Genomic DNA, 24,046 nt, shown 5'->3' with positions numbered 1-24,046 from the left:
CCGCACTTGGATATTTAAAACCGTTATTTCAGTGTTAACAAGGTCAGCACCTCATAATGAGCGGTGTGCGGAAACATGTCGAAAAGCCGGATTTTCCGCATTTGGTAATGAGTAAGCGATTGCAGATCGCTTCCCATGGTGACGGCATTGCAGCTGGAATATAGCAAAAATTGCGGGCGCAGATTATTAAGAAATTCTGCCAACGGCTTGCCGATTCCGCGACGGGGCGGGTTGACGATAACCAAATCCGGTTTGTCATCCTGATTTAACGCGAAATTAGCGGCGTCCAAAGATTGAAAACTTACGTTTTTCAGACCGCACTTTTCCGCCGATAAGGCGGCGGAATAAATTGCCGACGGGGAAATCTCAATGCCTGTCAACGCTACATCGGGGGTGTTCGCTTGCAGCGCGGCGGCACAATGCAAACCGAATCCTCCTACGCCGCAGAACAAATCCCACAATCGCTGCACCGGTAAATTTTTTACCCAATTCTGCGCCGTGCCGTATAAGCCTTCGGCAACGGCGGGATTAGTTTGGAAAAAACCTTGCGGACGAATAAACAGCGGAATGCCGTTAAACCGTTCTTCCAACACCTGTTGTTCGGTAAGGAAAATCTCTTTTTGGCCTTCCAGAATCGCCGCATGTTGCGGTTGAATGTTCGCCGTCACCACGGCTAAATCCGGTATTTTTGTCGACAATCCCGCCAGTTCCCGTCGCATTAACGGCAGCTTCGTTTCGGATCGCAATACGAAACGCAACATCAGAGTCTGATTCGCGCGGCTCTCCGTTAATAAAATATATTTCAGCTCGCCTTTTTGTTTGGCAATGTTATAAGGCACTAAACCGGCACGCCCGATAAAATCTTTTAACACGGAAAAAATTTCGGCGAAGCGGGCGGGATACAGAGGGCAATCCGTCAAATCCGCAGGCTGATTTCGTTCATTGATAATTCCCAGAATCGGGCGTTCCACCGTACCGTTCACTACCATTTTGGCTTTATTACGGAATCCGGATTGTGCGGATTGAAACGGTGGTATCCATTCAAGTCGAGATTGATCCAATATCGAAATCTGTTGCTGCAAATGCGTTTGTTTTTGCGTTAGCTGATCGGCGTACGGCGTTTCGAGCCATCGGCAGGATATGCAGGTTTGGGTTTGGTAATGGGGGCAATTCATTTTATTCGTTTTATTTTTCTTTTATTAAGATAAAATTTTGTGTTTTATATCGGGTTTCGCCCGATGGGCGACTTACTTTTTCTTTGCTTGCACAAAGCAAAAGTAAGCAAAAAGAAAGTGCACCCCGACTTCGGTGCTGTTCTTCGCTTGGTTGAAATTTTCTTCACGGAAAATAAGTAAACTCGCTACGCTCAAATAAACTTATTTTCCTGAAAATTTCAAGTCGCTCAGGCACCTCAGACGGGGACCCCTTGGAGCGTAATATAAAAGTGCGGTTAAATTTCTGAATGTTTTTTATAATTCGTTGAAAAGACTATAATTTTAATGCGTCGGTACTTTCCCCTTTTTGCCGCCTGAAAACGGTTAAATTTGTAGAAAATCTTGTTTGTCTGAGCGTAGCGAGTTTACAAGATTTTCATGAAGCAAATTTAATTATTTTCAGGAAACAAGGCAAAACGGGGTCGCCTTTCTTTGCTTACTTTCTTTGGCGAAGCAAAGAAAGTAAGAGATCAACTTGATTGCCATTGCGCCTGAAGTGCGGTCAATTTCTGCGTATTTTTCAGCCATTTTTCGGTTTGCGTCAATTCGGTCCAGTTGAAAGATTTTTTCTTAAACAGGGTCTTTAACCGTTGCTGACGGGCTTCAAAGTGCGGCCGGGATTCGTTAAGTTTTAAATTGTCCAGCACTTGTACGACGCCGTCCGGTTCGTTGCAGAGCAACAATAAATCGCAACCGGCGCTGAGGGCTTTTTCGCTGCGAGTGACGAAATCTCCCATAAAGCCGGCGCCTTTCATACCGAGATCATCGGAGAAAACGGCACCGTGGAAGCCCAATTTTCGGCGTAAAATATCCTGTAACCAGTATTTTGAACCGCTGGCGGGTTGGTCGTCGCAATCGGTGTAGATGACATGCGCCGGCATTACGGCATTTAATTTGTTTTGAGCGATAAGCCGTTGGAACGGTCGAATATCCCGTTCGAAAATAACCGCACTTGGACGGTTGTCGAACGGCGTTTCCAAATGGCTGTCCGCTAATACGTGTCCGTGTCCGGGGAAATGTTTGCCGGTGGTTGCCATACCCGCGGCATGCATACCGTCGATAAAGGCGGAGGCCAGACGGAAGACGGACTCCGCATCACTGCAGAAACTGCGATCGCCGATGGCTTTGCATTCGTGCCCCAAATCCAACACCGGGGCGAAGCTGAGATCGATGTCTAACGCCGTCATTTCCGCCGCCATTTGCCAGCCGGCTTCTTTTGCTGTCGCAAGTTGTTGTTCGGGTTCTTGAATCAACGCGGCGAAAGATTGCATGGCGGGCAGTTTGGTGAAACCGTCGCGAAAACGCTGTACCCGCCCGCCTTCCTGATCCACCGTAATGAGTAACGGTTTTTTGACCCGTTGACGGATATCTTTCACTAACGCCTGAATTTGTGGGCGATCATAAAAATTTCGGGTAAACAGAATAAGCCCGGCAACCAGCGGGTGTTCGAGCAACTCGACTTCTTCCTGTCGCAGGGTTTGACCTTTCAGATCGATGAGTAATGTGGACATGTCAGTTTCGCAAATAGAGACGGTAATTCACGCTTTCCGGCGTCGGTTTTTGTAACGGCACGGCGTATTTTTGTTGCGGATTTAATAACAGGCTGCCGCTGTAAGCCTCCTGTGTTGCGCTGACGGGTTGAGTGACACCGTTTTCCGCATACCAAAAAATATCGTAGCGCAAGGCTAACGGTGCTTCGGTGTTATTTTTCACCCAGGCCGAATTTTCACCGACGTCGGCTTCAATGAAAGGATTGAGTTCCGCCGTGATATTTAAAATCGGTTTGTGAGTATGCACTAAATTAGGTTGCGCGGAACAAGCCGCCAGCAAAAGTGCGGTCACAAAAAGCAACGTTTTTTTCATCATGATTTCGCCAGCATTCTGCCTAACGGTTCGCCGCCGACCAAGTGCATGTGGATATGGAATACTTCCTGACCGCCGTGTTTATTGCAGTTAACGATTAAACGGTAACCGTCTTCGGCGATACCTTCCGTTTCGGCGATTTTTGCCGCGACGGTGAATAAACGGCCTAAGGTCGTTTCATCTTCGACGGTCGCGTCGTTAACCGTGGGAATCAGTTTGTTAGGAATGATTAACACGTGGGTTTTGGCTTGCGGTGCGATGTCGCGGAATGCGGTGACGAGCTCGTCCTGATAAACGATGTCCGCAGGAATTTCTTTGCGGACAATTTTGCTGAAAATCGTTTCTTCTGCCATGGGATTCATCCTTTGTTTACCGGGTTGGTGTTGCTGAAAAATCAGCGGTTATCGGGCGCAATTTTTATCAGAATTTAAGCAAAAACGCAATTTTGTTCGGGAAGATTTTGATCAAGCTCAAGTTTCTGGTTTTTTGCCGTTAAATCTTTTTTGCTTTCTTGATCTGATCCCCTATAATTAAAAAAATTTGTAAGATTTCAAAAATTTTTTAATTTGAGCCTGACTGGTAAATCCAGTAAAATAACCCAAAATAACTAAAACAAGGTAGCTGTATTCTGTGAAATGCGAAGAAAATCAGTCAACTGTGGCGGCAAGCCCCGCTCAGATGGCGCAAACCGGCGAAGACGTCGGTGCTTATAAGGCGACGAAAAATCAATTTTATTCTTTTCTTTCCGCGATTTCCGCCGGTGCTTTTATTGCGCTTGCGTTTGTATTTTATACCACCACCCAAACCGGTTCCGCCGATGCCCCTTGGGGATTAACCAAATTAGTGGGCGGGTTGGTGTTCTCTTTAGGTGTCATTATGGTTGTGGTATGCGGTTGCGAACTGTTCACCTCATCGACTATGACCACCGTAGCCCGAGTCAATAAACGGATTAGTACATTCCAAATGGTACGGAACTGGGTTGTCGTGTATTTCGGCAATTTTATCGGCGGTTTGTTTATTGTCGGCTTAATTTGGATGGGCAGTCAAACCATGGCGGCGAACGGGCAATGGGGATTAACGATTTTAACCACCGCACAGCATAAGATTCACCATACTTGGTCCGAAGCTTTTGCATTGGGCATTTTGTGTAACATTATGGTGTGTTTGGCGGTGTGGATGACATATGCGGGTAAAACCTTAACGGATAAGGCGTTTATTCAGATTTTACCGATCGGTTTATTCGTGGCGTCCGGTTTCGAACACAGCGTAGCGAATATGTTTATGATTCCGATGGGGATTATTACGGCTCATTTCAGTACGCCGGAGTTTTGGCAGGCAATCGGGCTAAATCCCGAACAATTTGCGGATCTGGATGTCTACCACTTTATAGTGAAGAATTTAATTCCGGTGACATTAGGTAATCTAGTGGGCGGGGGGATTTGTGTGGCGTTATTGCAGTGGTACACCAATAAACCGCATGCTCACTAAACATTTGGGGTAAGTGCGAAAATGCGGTAATTTTTGGCCGCACTTACAGGATTTCATTATCAATACTAGCAAAAGGAAGTATTACAATGGCTCAATTAACTGAAGCTCAACAAAAAGCATGGGAAGGATTCGTTCCCGGTGAATGGCAGGAAGGCGTAAATTTACGTGACTTTATCCAAAAAAACTATACACCGTACGAAGGCGACGAATCATTCTTGGCTGATGCGACTCCGGCGACCACTGAATTGTGGAACAGCGTGATGGAAGGCATCAAAATCGAAAACAAAACCCATGCGCCGTTGGATTTTGATGAACATACTCCGTCAACCATCACTTCCCACAAACCGGGCTATATCGACAAAGATTTGGAAAAAATCGTCGGTTTGCAAACTGACGCACCGTTAAAACGTGCAATCATGCCGTTCGGCGGGATTAAAATGATCAAAGGTTCTTGTCAGGTTTACGGCCGTACTTTAGATCCTAAAGTCGAATTCATTTTCACCGAATACCGTAAAACCCATAACCAAGGTGTATTCGACGTTTATACGCCGGACATTTTACGTTGCCGTAAATCAGGTGTGCTGACCGGTTTACCGGATGCTTACGGTCGTGGTCGTATTATCGGTGACTACCGTCGTTTAGCGGTATACGGTATCGATTACTTAATGAAAGATAAAAAAGCTCAATTCGATTCATTGCAACCGCGTTTAGAAGCGGGTGAAGACATTCAGGCTACTATTCAGTTACGTGAAGAAATTGCCGAACAACATCGTGCGTTAGGTAAAATCAAAGAAATGGCGGCGTCTTACGGTTATGACATTTCCGGTCCTGCAATGAATGCACAGGAAGCTATTCAATGGACTTACTTCGCTTATTTAGCTGCGGTTAAATCACAAAACGGTGCGGCAATGTCTTTCGGTCGTACTTCAACATTTTTAGATATCTATATCGAACGTGACTTAAAACGCGGTTTAATCACAGAACAACAAGCGCAAGAATTAATGGACCACTTAATTATGAAATTACGTATGGTTCGTTTCTTACGTACGCCTGAATACGATCAATTATTCTCCGGCGACCCGATGTGGGCAACCGAAACCATCGCAGGGATGGGATTAGACGGTCGTCCGTTGGTTACTAAAAACAGTTTCCGTGTATTACATACTTTATACACTATGGGCACGTCTCCGGAACCGAACTTAACGATTCTTTGGTCCGAACAATTACCTGAAGCGTTTAAACGTTTCTGTGCGAAAGTTTCCATCGATACTTCATCCGTACAATACGAAAACGACGATTTAATGCGTCCTGACTTCAACAACGATGATTACGCAATCGCATGTTGCGTATCTCCGATGGTTGTCGGTAAACAAATGCAGTTCTTCGGTGCTCGTGCGAACTTAGCGAAAACTATGTTATACGCTATCAACGGCGGTATCGACGAGAAAAACGGTATGCAGGTCGGCCCTAAAACAGCACCGATCACTGATGAAGTATTAAACTTCGATACTGTTATCGAACGTATGGACAGCTTCATGGATTGGTTGGCGACTCAATACGTAACCGCATTAAACATCATCCACTTCATGCACGATAAATACGCTTATGAAGCGGCATTGATGGCTTTCCATGATCGTGACGTATTCCGTACCATGGCTTGCGGTATTGCCGGACTGTCTGTTGCAGCTGACTCATTGTCTGCAATCAAATACGCGAAAGTTAAACCGATTCGCGGCGATATTAAAGACAAAGACGGTAACGTCGTAGCGTCAAATGTAGCGATTGACTTCGAAATCGAAGGCGAATATCCGCAATTCGGTAACAACGATCCGCGCGTCGATGATTTAGCGGTTGATTTGGTTGAACGTTTCATGAAAAAAGTTCAAACTCACAAAACTTACCGTAATGCCGTACCGACACAATCTATCCTGACTATCACTTCTAACGTGGTATACGGTAAGAAAACCGGTAATACTCCGGACGGTCGTCGCGCAGGCGCACCATTCGGACCGGGTGCAAACCCAATGCACGGTCGCGACCAAAAAGGTGCGGTGGCATCATTAACATCTGTAGCTAAATTGCCGTTTGCTTACGCGAAAGACGGTATTTCATATACGTTCTCAATCGTACCGAACGCGTTAGGTAAAGATGATGATGCGCAAAAACGTAACCTGGCAGGTTTATTGGACGGTTACTTCCACCACGAAGCGACAGTGGAAGGCGGTCAGCACTTAAATGTGAACGTATTGAATCGTGAAACATTGTTAGACGCAATCGACCATCCTGAAAAATATCCGCAATTAACCATTCGCGTTTCAGGTTATGCCGTTCGTTTTAACTCATTAACCCGCGAACAGCAACAAGACGTTATCACCCGTACATTCACTCAAGCAATGTAATTGGGGTAACGTAATAAAAATGTAATGAAATCCGACCGCACTTGGCGGTCGGATTTTTTCTTATTAGGAGGAAAATATGTCAATTACTGTTCTTGCCACTTTTCAGGTAAAAGCCGAAAAAGTAGAGGATTTTTTAACCGCATGCCGCGAACTGACGGAATACACCATGAAAGACAAAGGCGTGCAAACCTATGAATTACAGCGTAATAACGAAGATACAAATTTATTTGTTTTTGTGGAACGCTGGGAAAGCCAGGCGGATTTAGATGCGCATTTGGCGACGGAACATATCAAAAAGGCCTTCCCGATTTTCTTGGAATGCTGTCAATCGGAACCCGTCGTACAGGTTTTCAGCCCTGCTTTTTAATTTAAAAAGGGCAATTTCGCCCTTTTTTATCGAAACTTTGTGATCTGTCTCACAAAATAAATTCTTTTTCGCTCATTTATCTGTTCTAAAACGCGCATTTCTACTAGAATATATCCGTATTATTATTCATTTTTCTTTGTGGGGCATTTTATGGCAATGTCGTCTCTTTATCAAAATGCAGGTGATTTTTCGCCTGTCAGTACGGACGTAATTATTATCGGCGGCGGCGCTACCGGTGCAGGGATTGCGCGCGACTGCGCATTGCGAGGATTAAAATGTATTCTGCTGGAACGCCGCGATATTGCAACGGGCGCAACGGGGCGAAACCACGGTTTACTGCATAGCGGCGGACGTTATGCCGTGAACGATCGCGAATCCGCTGAAGAATGTATTAAAGAAAACCTTATTCTAAAAAACATTGCCCGTCATTGCGTGGATGATACTAAGGGCCTGTTTATCACGTTGCCTGAAGACGATTTGAATTATCAGAAAACCTTTATCGAAGCCTGTACCGCATCGGGCATTGAAGCGGTAGCTATCGATCCCGCTTTGGCGCGTCATATGGAACCGTCGGTGAATCCGGATTTGGTGGGGGCAGTGGTCGTACCGGACGGTTCTATCGATCCGTTCCGTTTAACCGCTGCCAATATGATTGACGCCACTGAACGCGGCGCACAGGTTTTTACCTATTGTGAAGTGACCGGACTGATTCGCGAAGGCGACAAAGTTATCGGGGTCGATGTGTATGATCATAAAAATGCGCTGAAACGCCGATTTTTTGCGCCGATAGTGGTGAATGCCGGCGGAATCTGGGGGCAGGGTATCGCTGAATATGCCGATTTAAAAATCAGAATGTTTCCGGCAAAAGGCGCATTGTTGGTGATGGGACATCGAATTAATAAATTGGTTATTAATCGCTGCCGTAAGCCGGCGGATGCGGATATTTTAGTGCCGGGCGATACTATTTGCGTCATCGGTACGACATCCAGCCGTATTCCTTACGATCAAATCGATAACATGGAAGTGACGCCGGAAGAAGTGGATATTTTATTCCGCGAAGGAGAGAAACTGGCGCCGAGTTTGCGTCATACCCGAGTACTGCGCGCTTATGCCGGCGTGCGCCCGCTGGTGGCAAGCGACGACGATCCCTCCGGCCGTAATGTAAGCCGCGGTATCGTATTGCTGGATCATGCCGAACGCGACGGTTTGGACGGTTTCGTAACCATCACCGGCGGCAAGCTGATGACTTATCGCTTAATGGCGGAATGGGCGACGGATTTAGTGTGTAAAAAACTTAACGTCAACAAAAAATGCGAAACGGCCGACCGCACTTTGCCGGGGTCGGAAGAGTCCCGCGATGAAATTAACAAGAAAATCATCAACATTCCGAAAACCATCAGTAGTTCCGCCGTATACCGTCACGGTACCCGCGCCAAACCGATGCTCGAGAACGAACGCTTAGACCGTTCCCTTGTATGCGAATGTGAAGCGGTGACAGCCGGAGAGGTCCGTTATGCGGTGGATAACTTAAATATTAATAATCTGGTGGATTTACGCCGTCGCACCCGGGTAGGCATGGGCACCTGTCAGGCGGAATTATGCGCTTGCCGGGCGGCGGGGCTCATGGCGCGTTTCGATGTCGCGACAGCGCGTCAGTCCACTTTGCAATTAGCCTCATTTATGGAAGAAAGATGGAAAGGAATCCAACCTATCGCCTGGGGTGACGCCATGCGCGAATCGGAATTTACCGGCTGGATTTACTACAGTTTGCTGGGTTTGAACGATGTACGACCGCAAGCTGTGGAAGGAGTGAATAATAATGAATTTTGATGTGGTGATTATCGGCGGCGGATTGGCCGGGTTAACCTGCGGGATTGCACTGCAGGAACAGGGTAAGCGTTGTGCGATTGTGAATAACGGGCAAGCCGCAATGGATTTTTCCACCGGGTCGATAGATTTATTGGGACGATTGCCGAACGGCGAAAACGTTCAAAAAGTTGACCGCGCTTTAGCCGGTTTGAGCGAACAGCTGCCGGCCCATCCTTATGCGAAATTGGGTGCCGAACGGGTATTGGCAAAAGCTAAACAATTCGAAGGAATGGCGGCGAAATTAAATCTGGGGTTAGCGGGCAGCGTTGAACAAAATCATGCCCGCGTTACCCCGCTCGGCGGTTTACGTCGTACCTGGCTTTCCCCGGACAGCGTGCCGACCGTCCGGCCAAACGAAGCTTTTCCGTACAATAATATCGTGATTTTGGGCATTGAAGGCTATCACGATTTCCAACCGCAGTTGTTGGCGGACAATCTGAAATTACAGCCGCAATTCGCCCATTGCGAAATTAAACCCGGTTTTCTGACCATTCCGGAATTAGACTTTTTACGTCGACAATCCCGCGAATTCCGTAGCGTACACATTGCGCAAACGTTGGAACAAAAAGTAAATCCGGCATCGTTGATAAATGAAATCCGCCAAGCGGCAAGCGGTGCGGATGTCGTTTTTCTGCCCGCCTGTTTCGGGCAAAACAGCCAAGCGTTCTTTAACGAATTGCAAGCGGCGACGGATTTCATGTTATTCGAATTACCGACCTTACCGCCGTCATTGTTAGGCGGGCGTCAGCATAACATTTTACGTCAGTATTTCGAACGTTTAGGCGGCGTAATGATGAACGGCGACCGTGCGTTACGCGCCGAATTCGAAGGTAACCGCGTGGTCAAACTGTTCACCCGTATTCATGAAGACGAGCCGCTGGCGGCGGATAATTACGTATTGGCGTCCGGCAGCTTCTTCAGTAACGGTCTTGTGGCGGAATTCGAAAGAATTTACGAACCGGTATTCGGTGCGGATATTGTGCAAACCGAACGCTTCGATCCGTCGGATCATTTCACTTGGACGACCCGGCGTTTTTCCGCTCCGCAGCCGTATCAGTCGGCGGGGGTGGTGATTAATACGGATTGCCGGGTGCAAAAGTGCGGTCGGTTTTTTGACAATTTATATGCCGCAGGCGCGGTTATAGGCGGTTTTAACGGCATCGAACTGGGCTGCGGTTCCGGCGTTGCAGTGGTGACGGCACTCACCGTGGCGGACGAAATTGCAGAGAAGAGCGGGGGTTGATATGAATATTCAAGAACTCATTGCAAAAGCACAACAAGAATTTGAAGCGCCCGTTATGCAGCATACGCATACCGACGAGTCTTTCGAACAATGTCTTAAATGCACCGCCTGTACGGCGGTTTGCCCGGTGACCAAAGTGAACCCGTTCTACCCGGGTCCGAAACAGTCCGGACCGGACGGCGAACGCCTACGCCTGAAAAGTGCGGATTTTTATGATGAAGCTCTGAAATATTGTTTGAACTGTAAACGCTGTGAGGTGGCTTGTCCTTCCGATGTGAAAATCGGTGATATTATCGTGCGTGCCCGTAATAAATATCTGGATCGGCAACACAAACCGTTGGTGCATAAATTACGCGATGCCATTCTGAGCAATACCGATATTATGGGTTCCCTTAATACGCCGCTGGCACCGATCGTGAATACCATCACCGGTTTAAGCGCTACCAAATTTTTGTTGGAAAAAACTATCGGTGTCAGTAAACACCGCGCTTTACCGAAATACGCTTTCGGCACATTCCGCAATTTCTATTTGAAAAAACTGGCGGCGGAGCAAGCGAAATATGAAACCAAAATCGCCTATTATCACGGTTGTTATGTGAATTACAATAATCCGCAACTGGGTAAAGAAGTGATTGACGTGTTCAACGCCTTGGATATCGGCGTCGTATTGCTGGAAAAAGAAAAATGCTGCGGTCTGCCGTTAATGGTAAACAGTTTTCCGGAACGGGCGAAGAAAATCGCACAATTTAATACCGATTATATCGGCAAAATGGTGGATGAAAACGGTTTGGATGTCATTGGCGAAGCATCAAGCTGTACGCTGAATTTGCGCGAGGAATACCATCACGTATTGGGTATCGACAATGCTAAAGTCCGCCCGCACATTCATCTGGCAACGGTATATTTGTATAAATTATTACAACAGGGCAAAGAATTGCCGTTAAAACCGTTGAATCTGAAGGTGGCGTATCACACCGCCTGCCATGTGGAAAAAGCGGGATGGGCGCCTTATACATTGGAAGTGCTGCGCCGGATTCCCGGCTTGGAAATCGTCATATTACCGTCGCAATGTTGCGGTATCGCAGGGACTTACGGTTTCAAAGCGGAGAATTACGAAAAATCCCAAGCCATCGGCAAATCTCTGTTTGACGCCATTAATGAAAGCGGTGCGGATTATGTGATTTCCGAATGCCAAACCTGTAAATGGCAAATCGATATGTCGAGCGATTTAACCTGCCTGCACCCGTTTACTCTGCTTGCCATGGCATTGGATAAATAACGGTTTTCCATAATGAAAAGTGCGGTCGGATTTTCTAAAATTTGGGGGGAAACGACCGTGCAAAATAGAATAGCCTTTGTTGCCGGTTATTTTCCGCCTTATTGGCATTTACCCCTCAGGATGTTCCTCAAACCAGCTTTCCAGAATCAGGCAGGCGGAAATACTGTCGACTTTGCCTTTTTTCAGGGCGCGGTAACCGCCGCGTTCGAAGATTTCAGTACGGGCTTGTGTGGTGGTCAGGCGTTCGTCTTGCCAAGCCACTTTGACGCCGAAGCGTCCGTTTAAACGGTGGCCGAATTTGCGCGCCCGCCGGGTGAGATCCTGTTCCGTGCCGTCCATATTCAGCGGCAAACCGACCACCACCATATCGGGTTTCCATTCCTTCAAGCATTTTTCGATATCAGCCCAGTCCGGAATGCCGTCCTGCGCTTTAAACGCCGGCAGAGATTGCGCCGTGCCGGTGATACTTTGTCCGACGGCGCAGCCGATACTTTTGGTACCGAAATCGAAGGCGATGACCGTCATACCCATTATGCCCGTCCCGCTTTGTCCGACAGATTATAGCTTTCGAATCCCAGTAGTTTTTGGGCGGCAAGCCAGCGTTGTTCATAAGGCGTATCGAAAAGAACGCTGTCATCCGCCGGTACGACCAGCCAATCGTTCCGACCGATTTCCTGTTCTAACTGACCGGGCACCCAAGCGGCGCACCCTAACACTACCAGATATTTTTCCGGTGAATCAGGCGAGCCGAAGGTTTCGATGATGTCGGCGGAAGTGGTTAAACTTAAACGATCGGTAATACGATAGCTGTGTTGCAACGGCTTACGAATCGGTGTGTGCAGAATAAAGCCGCGTTCCACGTTCACCGGGCCGCCCGCCAGTACCGCTTGGTTCGGTAAAGTGCGGTCGATTTTCATCATGAAATTCACTTTTGCCGCTAATTCGGTAATAGACAAATCCGTCGGTTGATTGATGACCAATCCCATCGTGCCTTGTTCCGTATGTTCGCAAATGTAGATGACCGCGCGGGAAAAATAATCGTCTTCCAAATTCGGCATAGCTACCAACAGTTGGTTTTGCAGGTTCATTTTTACTGTTTGTTTATCGTCCATTTCTACTTCTTTATCCGTCAACATATTGTTCAATATTACAAATCGCCGAAACAAATCTGTAACGCGGTAATCGCCGTTAAAGCGGCGGTTTCCGTGCGCAGAATCCGTTTACCGAGCAGAATTTCCGTGAATCCCTGCTGTTCGGTCAGTGCGATTTCCTGCGGCGATAACCCGCCTTCCGAACCGATTAGCAGGCGGATGCCTTCGGCAGGTATTGTCGGTAATGTTTTAATAGAATATTGAGCCCGAGGATGTAAATTCAACTTTAACGCGCCGTCATTTTCTGCACACCAGTCCTGCAGTTTCATCATCGGACGGATTTGCGGAATCACATTGCGTCCGCACTGTTCGCAGGCGGAAACGGCGATTTTCTGCCATTGCCGAATCTTTTTCGCCAGACGATCGCCCTCTAATTTCACACCGCAACGTTCGGACCACAGCGGCGTTATCACCTTAACGCCCAATTCCACCGATTTCTGAATGGTAAATTCCATGCGCTCCCCGCGGGAAATAACTTGTCCGAGATGTATCGCCAGCGGACTTTCGCGATCGTCCGAAATACGCTCCCGAATATTCACGGTCACCGTTTTTTTGTCCGCCCGGGAAATGACGGCGGGGTAAATATGATTGGAGCCGTCGAACAGTTCGAGCGCTTCGCCCGCCTGCATACGCAATACGCGCCCCACGTGGTTTGCCGCCTCTTCGCTTAATCGGCAGGACGATTGATTTAATAAGGATTCGGGATGATAAATTCGTGGAACTCGCATAATTTTTCCGGTTGAAAAAGTTATGCTTATGATAAAGGAAAGTGCGGTCAAAATCTTTAAAATTTTTGACCGCACTTAATGTCTCAGGCGGAGGTGGCGTGGGGGCGAGCCACAGAATGTCTCGCCACGATATGAGGTTTCAGCAATAAAGTGCGGTGTTTTTTTTGCGGATTTTTAATGCGTTCGAACAGCGTTTCTACGGCGATTTTTCCCAGTTCCGCCTTGGGTTGATGGACAGTCGTAAGCGGCGGCGAAAGGTAACGGGCGAGCGTGATGTCGTCGTAACCGATAACGGAAATATCTTCCGGAATACGCAAGCCGTGCTTCCAGGCGGTTTGGTAAACGCCGATGGCGATGGTATCGCTGCAGGCGAACACGGCGGTCGGTCGTCGGGGTTGCGCCAGTAACTTTTCCATGCCGGTAATCCCGCCGTCAAAGTCGAACTGACTTTCCACAATCCACTCCGGATTTTCCGTTAACCCGTTTTCCCGTAAAGCTTTTTTATATCCGTTCAGACGGTTCAGCGCCAGCGGTTTTTGCAGATTACCGGTGATTATGCCGATACGACGGTGCCCTTGTTCAATCAGCATGTTGGTGGCGAGATAGCCGCCCAGTTCCGAATCTTCGAAAATTTTATCCGCACTGAGATTCGGCCACCAGTCCATAATCACTGTCGGCACGCTGAGTTGCAGTGTTTCGTTTTGCTGTAGCTGGGTTTCCGTGCACATCAGCAGCAGCCCGTCCACTTGTTTCTGAATCAGCGTTTGCAGGCTTTTGTGCAGGCGTTCGCTGTCGCCGTCGGTGTTACACAGAATCAGGTTATAGTTATTCCGACCGCAATAACGTTCCACCGCGCCCACCACTTCGGCGAAGAACGGGTTGTTGCTCGCCGTCACCAGCATACCGATGGTTTGCGTCTGCTTCAGCTTAAAACTGCGCGCCAGTGCGGAAGGTTGGTAATTCAGTTCGTTTACAATGGCCAGGATTTTTTCACGGATTTCATCACTGACATAACGGGTATTGTTAATGACGTGAGAGACGGTCGAAGTGGAAACCTGTGCGCGTTTGGCGATATCCTTCATTGTGGCCATTGTGTTACTCCATTAAATGATGATGCGGTTTCCCGTCACCCCTGTTGTGCTAAAAAACGTAAAGTTTCGGCGCGACTCGGAATGGACGGTTGCGCGCCTTCGCGGGTGACGCTGAGCGCCGCCGCCGCATGCGCGAAAGTAATGGCGTTCGCCATGGTTTTACCGTCTAACAGCGCGGTTAAAAACGCACCGTTGAAGGTGTCACCGGCGGCGGTAGTATCCACGGCCCGAACGCGAAAACCGGCGACGATACCGCCTTTGCTTTGACGGCTGAAATAAACGCCTTTCGAGCCGAGCGTGATCAGTACGGTTTCAATGCCCTTGTCGTGAAAAACCTGCGCGGATTTGACCGCACTTTGTTCGTCGGTGACGCAAACGCCGGTTAAGATTTCCGCTTCCGTTTCGTTCGGCGTAATAATGTCGGTGTTCGTCAGCAATTCGTCCGGTAATGGGCGAGCGGGCGCCGGATTTAACACCACTTTGGTACCGTGTTTTTTCGCCAGTGCGGCGGCTTTCATAATCGCCGGTAACGGCGTTTCCAATTGCATAAGCAGATAATCCGCCGAAGTGATTTCGTCTGAAAAACGCTCCACCACCTCTTCGTTCAGATATGCATTGGCGCCCGGCGAAATTACGATACTGTTTTCGCCCGTTGCGGCGACCTGAATCATAGCGATGCCGGTAGTTTCGTCTTTCACTTCCACAATCGGCGCCACATTAATTCCGTCATCGGCAAATGCCTGTTTCATGGTGCGGCCGATACCGTCTTCGCCGATACAGCCGATAAAACTCACCGTCATTTGCGATTGATCACACAAACGCGCCGCCGCTACCGCCTGATTCGCCCCTTTACCGCCGTAAGCTATGTGATAATGGGAACCGGTCAGGGTTTCCCCGGGTTTGGCAAAATAAGGTACGGAAATTACATGATCCGCATTAATACTGCCTAAAACCGTCAGTTTTTTCATTATTTCAATCCTTAAAAGTGCGGTCGAAACAGCGGACGTTTTTGCCCGCTGTATAAATATTATTCAGTTACAACTTTTAATGCAACCGGGATTTTGGCATCGACTTTCTCACCTTTTAGGATTTTATCGGCGGTTTCAACGCCTAGACTACCAATTAATTCTGGTTGTTGCGCTACTGTTGCCGCTAACTTACCGCTTTTAACCGCTTTAACACCGTCCTCTGTACCATCGAAACCGACAACCAGTACCTTTTTCCCTGCGGCACTGATGGCGCGTAACGCACCTAACGCCATTTCGTCATTTTGGGCAAAAATCGCTTGGACTGATCCCTTGCTTGCCAATAGATTTTCAGTTACGTTTAAGCCTTTGGTTCGGTCAAAGTCAGCAGGTTGACTGGCTAATACATCAAATTTGTGAGCTTCAATTGCTTGTTTAAAACCTTCACCTCGTTCACGGGCAGCAGATGTACCTGCCAAACCTTCCAATTGAATTACTTTTGCGCCGTCACCTAATTTTTGAGCGATGAAGTCCCCCGCCATTTTACCGCCGGCAACATTGTCAGAGGCAATATGACTGACCACTTCGCCTTTTGCTGCACCACGGTCTAATGTGATAACAGGAATTTTATTGCGGTTGGCAATCGCTACCGCATTGCTGACCGCGGCGCTGTCGGTCGGATTAATCAACAATACTTTTGCGCCACGAACCGTTAAATCTTCTACGTTAGATAGCTCTTTGGACGGGTCGTTCTGGCTGTCTAGGACTACCAATTTATAACCTAGTTCCGTCGCTTTTTTTTGTGCGCCGTCTTTTAATGACACAAAGAACGGATTATCTAATGTTGATACGGTTAATGCTATTGTTTCCTGAGCTAACACCGAACCACTAACGGCAAAAGCTAAGACGAAAGATGAAGCTATGGTTGTGAGTTTTTTCATAATATTCTCCCTTAAGTAACTAATTATGCTTTTTACTGCCTAAATAATTATCCGCAAGCACAGCAGCTAAAATAACGAGTGCTTTGGCAATCATTTGATAATAAGATGAAATATCCAATAAATTCAATGCATTATTTAAAAATCCGATAATCAGCGCACCGATTAGTGTACCCATAACCCGACCTTTACCGCCCATCAGACTGGTTCCGCCCACGACAACAGCGGCAATAGCATCCAATTCGTAAGATACGCCTGCTGTCGGTTGTGCAGAGGAAAGACGAGATGTGACAATTAACCCGGCAAGTGCGGATAAAAAACCGCTTACGGCAAATACAAACACTTTGATTTTGTTGACATTAATACCGGAAAGCTGAGTTGCCGCTTCATTGCCACCCAAGGCATAGATATAACGACCAATACGGGTATGTTTTAAAATGTACCATGCTACAGCAAAGACTACCGCCATCAGCCAAATAGGTACGGGAATACCGAATAAATAACCTGTTCCCAAATAAGAGAATTGATCCGCTGCATCGGAAAAACCGGTGCTGATAGGACGTCCGTCGGTGTATACCATGGTGACGCCCCGTAATAATGTCATCGTTACCAAAGTTGCGATAAATGCCTGTACTTTCCCTTTGGCTACAATGACACCGCTGACGCCGCCGAGAAATGCGCCAATAAACAATACGGCAGGAATTACCAGTAGCATTGAAAATTCACTGCCTACCAACGAAGCGGCAATGGCACCGGTTAATGCCAATACGGAACCTACAGATAAATCAATACCGGCAATCAGAATAACAAAAGTCATTCCTACGGCGATAATCGCATTTACCGACGTCTGGCGTAAAATATTGAGAATATTATCAATGGTGAAGAAGTCGGGATTAATTGCCGAAACAATCCCGATTAAAACCAACAATGCTACGATAGAACGTTGTTCTAACAGAAATTTTCCTAATTTAAATGAATTTTGGGTATACATAAAAATATCCTAATTTTTGACCGCGCTTTTACCGATTGCAGCTGCTAATAATTTTTCCTGAGTGGCTTCCGAGCGGGAGAATTCCCCACTAATCCGTCCTTCACGCATGACTAAAATACGATCAGACATCCCTAATACTTCCGGCATTTCGGAAGATACAATGACAATGCTTAAACCGTCTTGTTTGAATTTATTAATTAGCTGATAAATTTCTTTTTTGGCACCGACATCTACCCCGCGGGTCGGCTCATCTAAAATCAGCACGTTCGGACGAGTCATTAAACCTTTAGCAATTGCTACTTTTTGTTGATTACCGCCGGATAGTAAACCTATTTGCTGATCTCTGCTTGGTGTTTTGATATTAAACATCAAAATGAAATCATCCACCGCCAGCTGTTCCGAATCATGACGAATCCGGCACATTTTGGAAAAATGTTCCAATGCCGTGAGCGACATATTTTCTTTTACCGACATACCTAAAATTAAGCCGTCGCCTTTACGGTCTTCAGAAATATATACAATGCCGTTGTTTAATCCGTCCTGAGGACAATTATTTGAAATTTCTTTATGATTTAACCGCATTTTGCCACTTTCTTTGGGTAATGCACCGTATAACACTTTCATTAGTTCAGTGCGACCTGCCCCCATCAGACCCGAAATACCAAGAATTTCTCCGCTGTGTAGCTGAAAGCTGACATCATGCACACCGCTGCCGGTTAAGTTTTTAACTTCCAGACGAATGTCACCCTTCGGTACTTCCACATAGGGATATTGTTCGTCTAAACGTCGCCCTACCATCATTTCAATCAGACGGTCTTCCGTTAAATCGGATACGGCGGATTCACCGATAAATTGCCCGTCGCGTAAAACCGTCACGTCATCGCAGATTTCAAAAATTTCTTTAATACGATGGGAAATATAAACAATTCCGCATTTTTCCGCTTTTAATTCGCGAATGACATTGAACAAGGCTTCCGTTTCGGTATCTGTGAGTGCATCTGTCGGCTCGTCCATAATAATGACTTTGCTTTCAAAACTCAGTGCTTTGGCGATTTCTACCATTTGCTGTTCACCGATAGAAAGTTCAGAGCATAATTGATGACTACTATGCGGAACATTAAGTCGAGCCAGTAATTTGTCCGCTTCGTCATACATTTTTTTCCAATTTATTGCACCCCATGCTGTGGTAAATTCACGACCTAAGAAAATATTTTCTGCGATAGTCAAATTACCGACTAAATTTAATTCCTGATGAATAATGCTGATACCTGCTTCTTGTGAATCTTTGGGACCGTTAAACGATACGGCTTTGCCGAGGTATTCAATAGTGCCGGCATCTTTGCTGTAAATACCGGTTAACACTTTCATCAGGGTGGATTTCCCTGCGCCGTTTTCACCCATTAACGCCATTGCGCGTCCGGCATATACTGATAAACAGGCGTTACTTAATGCTTTCACACCTGGAAAGGATTTATCTATCCCATTGATTTTCAATAAAGTTTCATATTCCATACCGCCATCCTAAAATGGTACGCCCGAAACCAAAATAATATTGGCATAAGGCGAACATTCGCCGCTTCGCACAATGCCTTTGCTGTCGTGTGTCAGTTTCTTAAACTTTTCATGAGAAACAAATTCTACTGGAATTTGGTTACCCTGCTTGGTAGCTAATTGTGATAAATGCGCTAAAAGTGCGGTTAGAATTTCGGGATTTTTTTCTTTGATTTCAGATGCTAAAATGGCGCGTTCCACAAACATTTCACTAGTCACCGCATAAAGTGTTTCTAAAAAGCTCGGAATTCCTTTTGTTAAAGCCAAATCTATCCGATTGGAAGAATTGGGAATAGGCAACCCCGCATCACACAGGGTTAACGTTTCCGTATGTCCAAGCGTGGCTATCGCGTAGGAAAGTTGAGCATTTATAATAGTTGTTTTTTTCATTTTTGCTCCTTTAATTACCTCTATCTTTATCTTATCGAAACGTTTCGATGAGATAAAGATAGAGATGTTGACAGGAAAAGCAAATGGTTTTGTTTAAATTTGTGAACTGGATCACGAAAAATGTCTCTATTTTTAACCGAATATTCTTGTAAAAGTACGGCTAAAAATCTGCTAGAATATGGGCTCTTTTAAGATAGGGCGGATTGGCGTTTAAAACGTGGCGATTGAGACTTTTCAGCGGGGCTTCGTGCTACATCGCAAGCCTTACAGCGAAACCAGTTTGCTGGTCGATTTGTTTACGGAAGAAACCGGGCGGTTAACCGTTTTGGCGAAAGGTGCGCGGGCAAAACGTTCGGCGTGGAAAGGCGTGTTGCAACCCTTTACGCCGTTGCTGTTGCGCTGGTCGGGAAAAGGCGCGTTGAAAACGCTGACTAAAGCCGAACCCGCCGCTATCGCACTACCGTTACAGCAAACGGCATTGTTCAGCGGTTTTTACGTAAACGAACTGCTTTGCCGCGTAATAGAGGCGGAAACGCCGAACGGCGAGTTATTTCAGGATTATCTGCACTGTTTAACCCGTCTTGCTTCGGAAGACGGTGTGGAACCTGCGTTGCGTACTTTTGAATTTCAATTATTGACTATGCTGGGTTACGGCGTGGATTTTACCCATTGTGCGGGTTCGGGCGAACCGGTAGACGAGGCGATGACCTATCGTTACCGCGAAGAAAAAGGCTTTACGGCGTCGCTGATTAAAGATAACGCCACTTTTTACGGGCGGGATTTATTGGCGTTCGAGGCGCGGGATTTTCGTGATCCAGCCGTACGTTCGGCGGCAAAACGCTTCACCCGCATGGCGCTGAAACCCTATTTGGGCAATAAACCTTTGAAAAGCCGGGAATTATTCGCTCACAACATTTTATTTTTGAAATAACCGTTTTACTAACTGTAGTATCCATGGCATTGTTTTACTCTCCGCAAAAATCTGCAAAAAAACGACCGCACTTTCAGCCGGTATTGACCGCCGATATTATCGATTTGGATTATCAGGGGGCTGGCGTGGCGAAAATTCGGGGCAAAACCTGGTTTATCGACAATGCCTTGCCGTCGGAAACCGTGCAATTCCGTGTGACGGAAGACAAACGTCGGTACGGATTGGGTGTCACCGAAAATATTCTGCGTGCCAGTCCGCTTCGTCAAACGCCCAAATGCCGGTTTTTCGGCGAATGCGGCGGTTGTCAAAGTCAGCATATTCCGTCGGATATGCAGCGGAATGCAAAACAGCAGGCGCTGTTCCAACGCTTGCAGAAGCTGCAAAAGGATATTGAATTTATGCCGATGATGACGGGCGAACCCTGGCAATACCGGCGCCGTGCCCGTCTGAGTCTGTTATTCGATGGCAAAACCCGTCAGTTGGAAATGGGCTTTCGCGGCAAAGGTTCGGCGCAAATTGTCGCGGTTGATCGTTGCGAAGTGCTCGAGCCCGCCTTAAATAATTTATTGCCGAATCTGACCGCACTTTTTGCCCGCTTCAGCCAGCCGGCTTCCCTGGGGCATGTGGAGCTGGTTGCGGCGGATAACGGCGTTGCCGTGTTATTGCGGGTGACGCAAAATCTCGTCGAATCCGACCGCACTTTGTTGCTCGGCTTTGCCGAGTCGTACGGCGTAAATCTGTTTGTGCAGGATAATCAGTCGATTCGTTTGTTGCACGGTGAACCGCCTTATTATGAAATTCAGGGATTACGTCTGCAGTTCGATATTCGCGATTTCATTCAGGTGAATGCGGATTTGAACCGGAAAATGGTGGCGACGGCGTCGGATTGGTTGGCGTTGAAACCGACGGATCGGGTGCTGGATTTATTCTGCGGTATGGGCAATTTTACTTTGCCGATCAGCCGTTTGGTGAAAAGTGCGGTAGGAATCGAAGGTGTTTCGGCGATGGTGACAAAGGCGACAAAAAATGCCGAACAAAACCATTGTGAAAATGTCGAATTTTATCAAACGGATTTGGATTCGTCTTTTGTCGACAAGCCTTGGGCAAACCGACCGTTCGATAAAATTTTGCTCGATCCGCCCCGCAGCGGCGCGGCATTTGCGTTATCGGCCTTAATCGGATTACAGCCGGAAAAAATTCTGTACGTGTCCTGTAATCCGGCGACTTTGATACGCGATGCGGAAAATCTGTTGCGGGCGGGTTATCGTTTGCGACGCGTGGCGATGATCGATATGTTTCCCCATACGGGGCATTTGGAAAGTATTTCATTGTTTGAGAAATAAAAAGGAAAGAATATGGTTGCCGTTCGTGGTTCTCATCTGCTCAATCCCAAAGATTTTGTGATTGAAAACTGGTGTGCCGACTTGGGGCTTGCGCCCGAAGTGGAAACCCGTCTGGTGCAGGCTTGGCGTTATTCCCAGACCAAAGCGCAACAGCTTTTTTTGAACAGCCACTGGTATTTACGCGACGGCGTGGAAATGGTGGAAATTCTGCATAGTCTGAACATGGACGGCGACACGCTGCTGGCGGCGATGCTGTTTCCGGTGGTGAACGCCAAAATTGTGAATACGGAACAGATTAAGGAAGATTTCGGCAGCAAAATCAGTAAGCTGGTCAAAGGCGTGATTGACATGAGCTACATCCGCCAACTGGATGCGTTACAGTCTTCCGATAATCTGCAAATCGACAATATCCGCCGTATGTTGCTGGCAATGGTAGATGACTTTCGTTGCGTCATCATTAAACTTGCGGAACGGATTACCTATCTGCGCGATGCCGACAAGCGTTACAGTCGGGAAGAAAAAATCGCCGCCGCTAAAGAATGTACCAAAGTTTATGCGCCGTTGGCGAACCGTCTCGGGATCGGACAGCTCAAATGGGAACTGGAAGATTACTGTTTCCGTAATTTACAGCCCGAACAATACCGCATTATCGCGCTCAAACTGAACGAACGCCGGCTCGACCGCGAACAATATATTCAGGATTTTGTACAAGAACTCTCCGATTATTTGCATGAAAATATCGGCAAAGCGGAAGTTTACGGACGTCCGAAACATATCTACAGCATCTGGCGCAAAATGAAGAAGAAAAATCTGGATTTCAGCGGGCTGTACGATATTCGTGCCGTACGTATTCTGGTGCCGAATCTGGAGGATTGTTATACTGCATTGGGCGTTGTGCATACCCACTTCAAACACTTGCCGGACGAATTCGACGATTATATCGCCAATCCTAAACCGAACGGCTATCAATCCATTCATACCGTAGTGTTGGGCAAAGGCGATAAACCGATCGAAGTGCAGATTCGCACGGAAAAAATGCATGCCGATGCCGAACTCGGTGTGGCCGCTCACTGGAAATATAAAGAAGGCACCACGGGTTCCATGTCCGCTTACGAAGAGAAAATCACCTGGTTGCGTAAACTGCTGGCATGGCAGGCGGATATTGCCGACAGCGGCGGTATTGTGGGCGAAATGCGGACGCAAATCTTTGATGACCGGGTTTATGTGTTCACGCCGAAAGGCGAGGTGGTGGATCTGCCGGCGGGGTCTACGCCGCTGGATTTCGCTTATGCCATTCACAGCGATGTGGGACACCGTTGCATCGGTGCGAAAGCGGGCGGACGAATCGTGCCGTTTACTTACCAACTGCAAATGGGCGATCAAATCGATATTCTCACTCAGAAAACGCCGAATCCGAGCCGAGACTGGTTAAATCCGAGTTTAGGGTTTACCCATACGCAAAAAGCGCGGTCAAAAATCGCAGCGTTTTTTAAAAAACTGGATCGCGATAAAAACATTCCTCTCGGTAAGGAACAACTCGAAAACGAACTTGCTAAACACGGATTTAGCTTAAAACAAGCGGAGCAGTTAGGGCTGCCGCGTTACAACCTGAAATCGCTGGAGGATTTGTACAACGGTATCGGCAGCGGCGATATAAAGTTGAATCAGTTGATCAACTTCCTGCAAAACAAGCTGGTTAAACCGACTGCGGCGGAAGCGGATGCCGAGGTGTTACGCCACGTTACCCAAAAAAGCGTGGTGAACTCTCAGCAAAAGGCGGATAAAAAAGGGTATGTCGTGGTAGAAGGGGTGGGCAATTTAATGCACCACATGGCGCGTTGTTGTCAGCCGATTCCGGGCGATGAGATCGTCGGTTACGTCACGGTGGGACGGGGTATTTCCATTCACCGGGCGGACTGCGAACAATTGACGGAACTGGCGGCAGCTCATCCGGAGCGGGTAGTGGAAACCAATTGGGGCGATCAGGATCACCAAAACGGTTATCATGTCAGTATTCGTGTGGTCGCGACGGATCGCAACGGTTTGCTGCGTGATATCACTACCGTGCTTGCTAATGAGAAAATCAGCGTCACGGGCGTATCCAGTCGGGCGGACAATAAACGCCAGATTGCCACTATTGATTTGGAAATTGCGTTGGCCAATGTGGAAATGCTCGGCAAGATCACTGCGCGTCTCGCTTCGCTGGAAGATGTGATTGACGTCAAACGGTTATAATGTGACGGCA

The 24,046-nt window shown here is 47.3% G+C and carries 22 protein-coding genes; 9 read left to right on the top strand and 13 right to left on the bottom strand.

Translation table 11 applies throughout. The features are described from left to right. Positions 1-23: 23 nt before the first annotated feature. The 4 genes from rlmC to hinT form a co-directional block, all read right to left on the bottom strand. A complete protein-coding gene (gene rlmC, locus ASUC_RS01115; protein ID WP_011978868.1) occupies positions 24-1,175 on the bottom strand; it encodes a 23S rRNA (uracil(747)-C(5))-methyltransferase RlmC in 1,152 nt (383 codons plus the stop codon). A gap of 509 nt (positions 1,176-1,684) precedes the next feature. Continuing rightward, the gene (gene nagZ / locus ASUC_RS01110) at positions 1,685-2,725 is read right to left on the bottom strand and encodes a beta-N-acetylhexosaminidase (protein ID WP_011978867.1); all 1,041 of its coding nucleotides are present in this window, start codon (positions 2,723-2,725) and stop codon (positions 1,685-1,687) included. 1 nt (position 2,726) lies between these two features. Further along, a complete protein-coding gene (locus ASUC_RS01105) occupies positions 2,727-3,080 on the bottom strand; it encodes a putative periplasmic lipoprotein (RefSeq protein WP_011978866.1) in 354 nt (117 codons plus the stop codon). Continuing rightward, on the bottom strand, positions 3,077-3,430 hold the full coding sequence (hinT, locus tag ASUC_RS01100; RefSeq protein WP_011978865.1) for a purine nucleoside phosphoramidase: 354 nt from the start codon (positions 3,428-3,430) through the stop codon (positions 3,077-3,079). The genes ASUC_RS01105 and hinT overlap by 4 nt, the downstream gene beginning before the upstream one ends. 277 nt (positions 3,431-3,707) lie before the next feature. Between hinT and focA the strand changes: the two genes are divergently transcribed. From focA to glpC, 6 genes are all read left to right on the top strand, one after another. Beyond that, positions 3,708-4,565: a formate transporter FocA gene (gene focA, locus ASUC_RS01095; protein WP_011978864.1), complete on the top strand. Its 858-nt coding sequence runs from the start codon at positions 3,708-3,710 to the stop codon at positions 4,563-4,565. An 86-nt stretch (positions 4,566-4,651) separates the two neighbouring features. Beyond that, a complete protein-coding gene (gene pflB / locus ASUC_RS01090; RefSeq protein WP_011978863.1) occupies positions 4,652-6,964 on the top strand; it encodes a formate C-acetyltransferase in 2,313 nt (770 codons plus the stop codon). 76 nt (positions 6,965-7,040) lie between these two features. Further along, positions 7,041-7,331 carry a putative quinol monooxygenase gene (locus ASUC_RS01085; protein ID WP_011978862.1) on the top strand — a complete coding sequence of 97 codons (291 nt, stop codon included), beginning with the start codon at positions 7,041-7,043 and terminating at the stop codon, positions 7,329-7,331. 150 nt (positions 7,332-7,481) lie between these two features. Beyond that, positions 7,482-9,161 carry an anaerobic glycerol-3-phosphate dehydrogenase subunit A gene (glpA, locus tag ASUC_RS01080; RefSeq protein ID WP_011978861.1) on the top strand — a complete coding sequence of 560 codons (1,680 nt, stop codon included), beginning with the start codon at positions 7,482-7,484 and terminating at the stop codon, positions 9,159-9,161. Then, a complete protein-coding gene (glpB, locus tag ASUC_RS01075) occupies positions 9,151-10,443 on the top strand; it encodes a glycerol-3-phosphate dehydrogenase subunit GlpB (protein ID WP_011978860.1) in 1,293 nt (430 codons plus the stop codon). Before glpA ends, glpB begins: the two co-directional genes overlap by 11 nt. A 1-nt stretch (position 10,444) precedes the next feature. Further along, positions 10,445-11,722 carry an anaerobic glycerol-3-phosphate dehydrogenase subunit GlpC gene (gene glpC, locus ASUC_RS01070; protein ID WP_011978859.1) on the top strand — a complete coding sequence of 426 codons (1,278 nt, stop codon included), beginning with the start codon at positions 10,445-10,447 and terminating at the stop codon, positions 11,720-11,722. Between the two features lie 108 nt (positions 11,723-11,830). On the opposite strand, the gene ruvX is transcribed toward glpC, so the two are convergent. The 9 genes from ruvX to rbsD all read right to left on the bottom strand — a co-directional run bounded on the left by ruvX (position 11,831) and on the right by rbsD (position 19,527). Continuing rightward, entirely contained in the window at positions 11,831-12,253 is a 423-nt protein-coding gene (gene ruvX / locus ASUC_RS01065) for a Holliday junction resolvase RuvX (protein ID WP_011978858.1), read from the bottom strand. Then, positions 12,253-12,810 carry a YqgE/AlgH family protein gene (locus tag ASUC_RS01060; RefSeq protein WP_041834689.1) on the bottom strand — a complete coding sequence of 186 codons (558 nt, stop codon included), beginning with the start codon at positions 12,808-12,810 and terminating at the stop codon, positions 12,253-12,255. The genes ruvX and ASUC_RS01060 overlap by 1 nt, the downstream gene beginning before the upstream one ends. Positions 12,811-12,869: 59 nt before the next feature. After that, positions 12,870-13,601 (bottom strand): 16S rRNA (uracil(1498)-N(3))-methyltransferase, encoded by a 732-nt coding sequence (gene rsmE, locus ASUC_RS01055; RefSeq protein WP_011978856.1) that lies wholly within the window; start codon positions 13,599-13,601, stop codon positions 12,870-12,872. 83 nt (positions 13,602-13,684) lie between these two features. Then, on the bottom strand, positions 13,685-14,692 hold the full coding sequence (locus ASUC_RS01050; protein WP_011978855.1) for a substrate-binding domain-containing protein: 1,008 nt from the start codon (positions 14,690-14,692) through the stop codon (positions 13,685-13,687). 35 nt (positions 14,693-14,727) lie between these two features. After that, positions 14,728-15,660, bottom strand: coding sequence for a ribokinase (gene rbsK / locus ASUC_RS01045; RefSeq protein ID WP_011978854.1), 933 nt, complete (start codon positions 15,658-15,660; stop codon positions 14,728-14,730). Positions 15,661-15,719: 59 nt separating this feature from the next. After that, positions 15,720-16,598: a ribose ABC transporter substrate-binding protein RbsB gene (rbsB, locus tag ASUC_RS01040; protein WP_011978853.1), complete on the bottom strand. Its 879-nt coding sequence runs from the start codon at positions 16,596-16,598 to the stop codon at positions 15,720-15,722. Between the two features lie 19 nt (positions 16,599-16,617). Beyond that, positions 16,618-17,586, bottom strand: a complete 969-nt coding sequence (rbsC, locus tag ASUC_RS01035; protein ID WP_011978852.1) for a ribose ABC transporter permease — start codon at positions 17,584-17,586, stop codon at positions 16,618-16,620. Positions 17,587-17,595: 9 nt separating this feature from the next. Beyond that, positions 17,596-19,098: a ribose ABC transporter ATP-binding protein RbsA gene (gene rbsA / locus ASUC_RS01030; RefSeq protein WP_011978851.1), complete on the bottom strand. Its 1,503-nt coding sequence runs from the start codon at positions 19,096-19,098 to the stop codon at positions 17,596-17,598. Positions 19,099-19,107: 9 nt separating this feature from the next. Next, positions 19,108-19,527, bottom strand: a complete 420-nt coding sequence (rbsD, locus tag ASUC_RS01025) for a D-ribose pyranase (RefSeq protein WP_011978850.1) — start codon at positions 19,525-19,527, stop codon at positions 19,108-19,110. Positions 19,528-19,744: 217 nt separating this feature from the next. On the opposite strand from rbsD, the gene recO reads away from it, so the two are divergent. From recO to relA, 3 genes are read left to right on the top strand one after another with little or no spacing between them, the layout of a single operon-like run. Beyond that, positions 19,745-20,458: a DNA repair protein RecO gene (recO, locus tag ASUC_RS01020; RefSeq protein ID WP_011978849.1), complete on the top strand. Its 714-nt coding sequence runs from the start codon at positions 19,745-19,747 to the stop codon at positions 20,456-20,458. Positions 20,459-20,481: 23 nt separating this feature from the next. Beyond that, positions 20,482-21,801 (top strand): 23S rRNA (uracil(1939)-C(5))-methyltransferase RlmD, encoded by a 1,320-nt coding sequence (gene rlmD, locus ASUC_RS11275; protein ID WP_011978848.1) that lies wholly within the window; start codon positions 20,482-20,484, stop codon positions 21,799-21,801. A 12-nt stretch (positions 21,802-21,813) separates the two neighbouring features. Further along, the gene (gene relA, locus ASUC_RS11270) at positions 21,814-24,036 is read left to right on the top strand and encodes a GTP diphosphokinase (RefSeq protein ID WP_011978847.1); all 2,223 of its coding nucleotides are present in this window, start codon (positions 21,814-21,816) and stop codon (positions 24,034-24,036) included. Positions 24,037-24,046: the final 10 nt, after the last annotated feature.

This window comes from Actinobacillus succinogenes 130Z (assembly GCF_000017245.1).
In the GTDB taxonomy this organism is placed as follows: Bacteria; Pseudomonadota; Gammaproteobacteria; order Enterobacterales; family Pasteurellaceae; genus Exercitatus; species Exercitatus succinogenes.
This window is presented reverse-complemented; position numbering and strand designations above follow the sequence as displayed.

Bases quoted from the DNA above. Each gene is read 5' to 3' on its own strand.
- rbsD (WP_011978850.1), bottom strand. From the start codon at position 19,527: ATGAAAAAAACAACTATTATAAATGCTCAACTTTCCTACGCGATAGCC.
- ASUC_RS01060 (WP_041834689.1), bottom strand. From the start codon at position 12,810: ATGAACCTGCAAAACCAACTGTTGGTAGCTATGCCGAATTTGGAAGAC.
- rbsB (WP_011978853.1), bottom strand. From the start codon at position 16,598: ATGAAAAAACTCACAACCATAGCTTCATCTTTCGTCTTAGCTTTTGCC.
- hinT (WP_011978865.1), bottom strand. From the start codon at position 3,430: ATGGCAGAAGAAACGATTTTCAGCAAAATTGTCCGCAAAGAAATTCCT.
- glpC (WP_011978859.1), top strand. From the start codon at position 10,445: ATGAATATTCAAGAACTCATTGCAAAAGCACAACAAGAATTTGAAGCG.
- nagZ (WP_011978867.1), bottom strand. From the start codon at position 2,725: ATGTCCACATTACTCATCGATCTGAAAGGTCAAACCCTGCGACAGGAA.
- glpA (WP_011978861.1), top strand. From the start codon at position 7,482: ATGGCAATGTCGTCTCTTTATCAAAATGCAGGTGATTTTTCGCCTGTC.
- ruvX (WP_011978858.1), bottom strand. From the start codon at position 12,253: ATGGGTATGACGGTCATCGCCTTCGATTTCGGTACCAAAAGTATCGGC.
- ASUC_RS01085 (WP_011978862.1), top strand. From the start codon at position 7,041: ATGTCAATTACTGTTCTTGCCACTTTTCAGGTAAAAGCCGAAAAAGTA.
- relA (WP_011978847.1), top strand. From the start codon at position 21,814: ATGGTTGCCGTTCGTGGTTCTCATCTGCTCAATCCCAAAGATTTTGTG.
- rlmC (WP_011978868.1), bottom strand. From the start codon at position 1,175: ATGAATTGCCCCCATTACCAAACCCAAACCTGCATATCCTGCCGATGG.
- ASUC_RS01105 (WP_011978866.1), bottom strand. From the start codon at position 3,080: ATGATGAAAAAAACGTTGCTTTTTGTGACCGCACTTTTGCTGGCGGCT.
- ASUC_RS01050 (WP_011978855.1), bottom strand. From the start codon at position 14,692: ATGGCCACAATGAAGGATATCGCCAAACGCGCACAGGTTTCCACTTCG.
- rsmE (WP_011978856.1), bottom strand. From the start codon at position 13,601: ATGCGAGTTCCACGAATTTATCATCCCGAATCCTTATTAAATCAATCG.
- rbsK (WP_011978854.1), bottom strand. From the start codon at position 15,660: ATGAAAAAACTGACGGTTTTAGGCAGTATTAATGCGGATCATGTAATT.
- rbsA (WP_011978851.1), bottom strand. From the start codon at position 19,098: ATGGAATATGAAACTTTATTGAAAATCAATGGGATAGATAAATCCTTT.
- pflB (WP_011978863.1), top strand. From the start codon at position 4,652: ATGGCTCAATTAACTGAAGCTCAACAAAAAGCATGGGAAGGATTCGTT.
- rlmD (WP_011978848.1), top strand. From the start codon at position 20,482: ATGGCATTGTTTTACTCTCCGCAAAAATCTGCAAAAAAACGACCGCAC.
- glpB (WP_011978860.1), top strand. From the start codon at position 9,151: ATGAATTTTGATGTGGTGATTATCGGCGGCGGATTGGCCGGGTTAACC.
- rbsC (WP_011978852.1), bottom strand. From the start codon at position 17,586: ATGTATACCCAAAATTCATTTAAATTAGGAAAATTTCTGTTAGAACAA.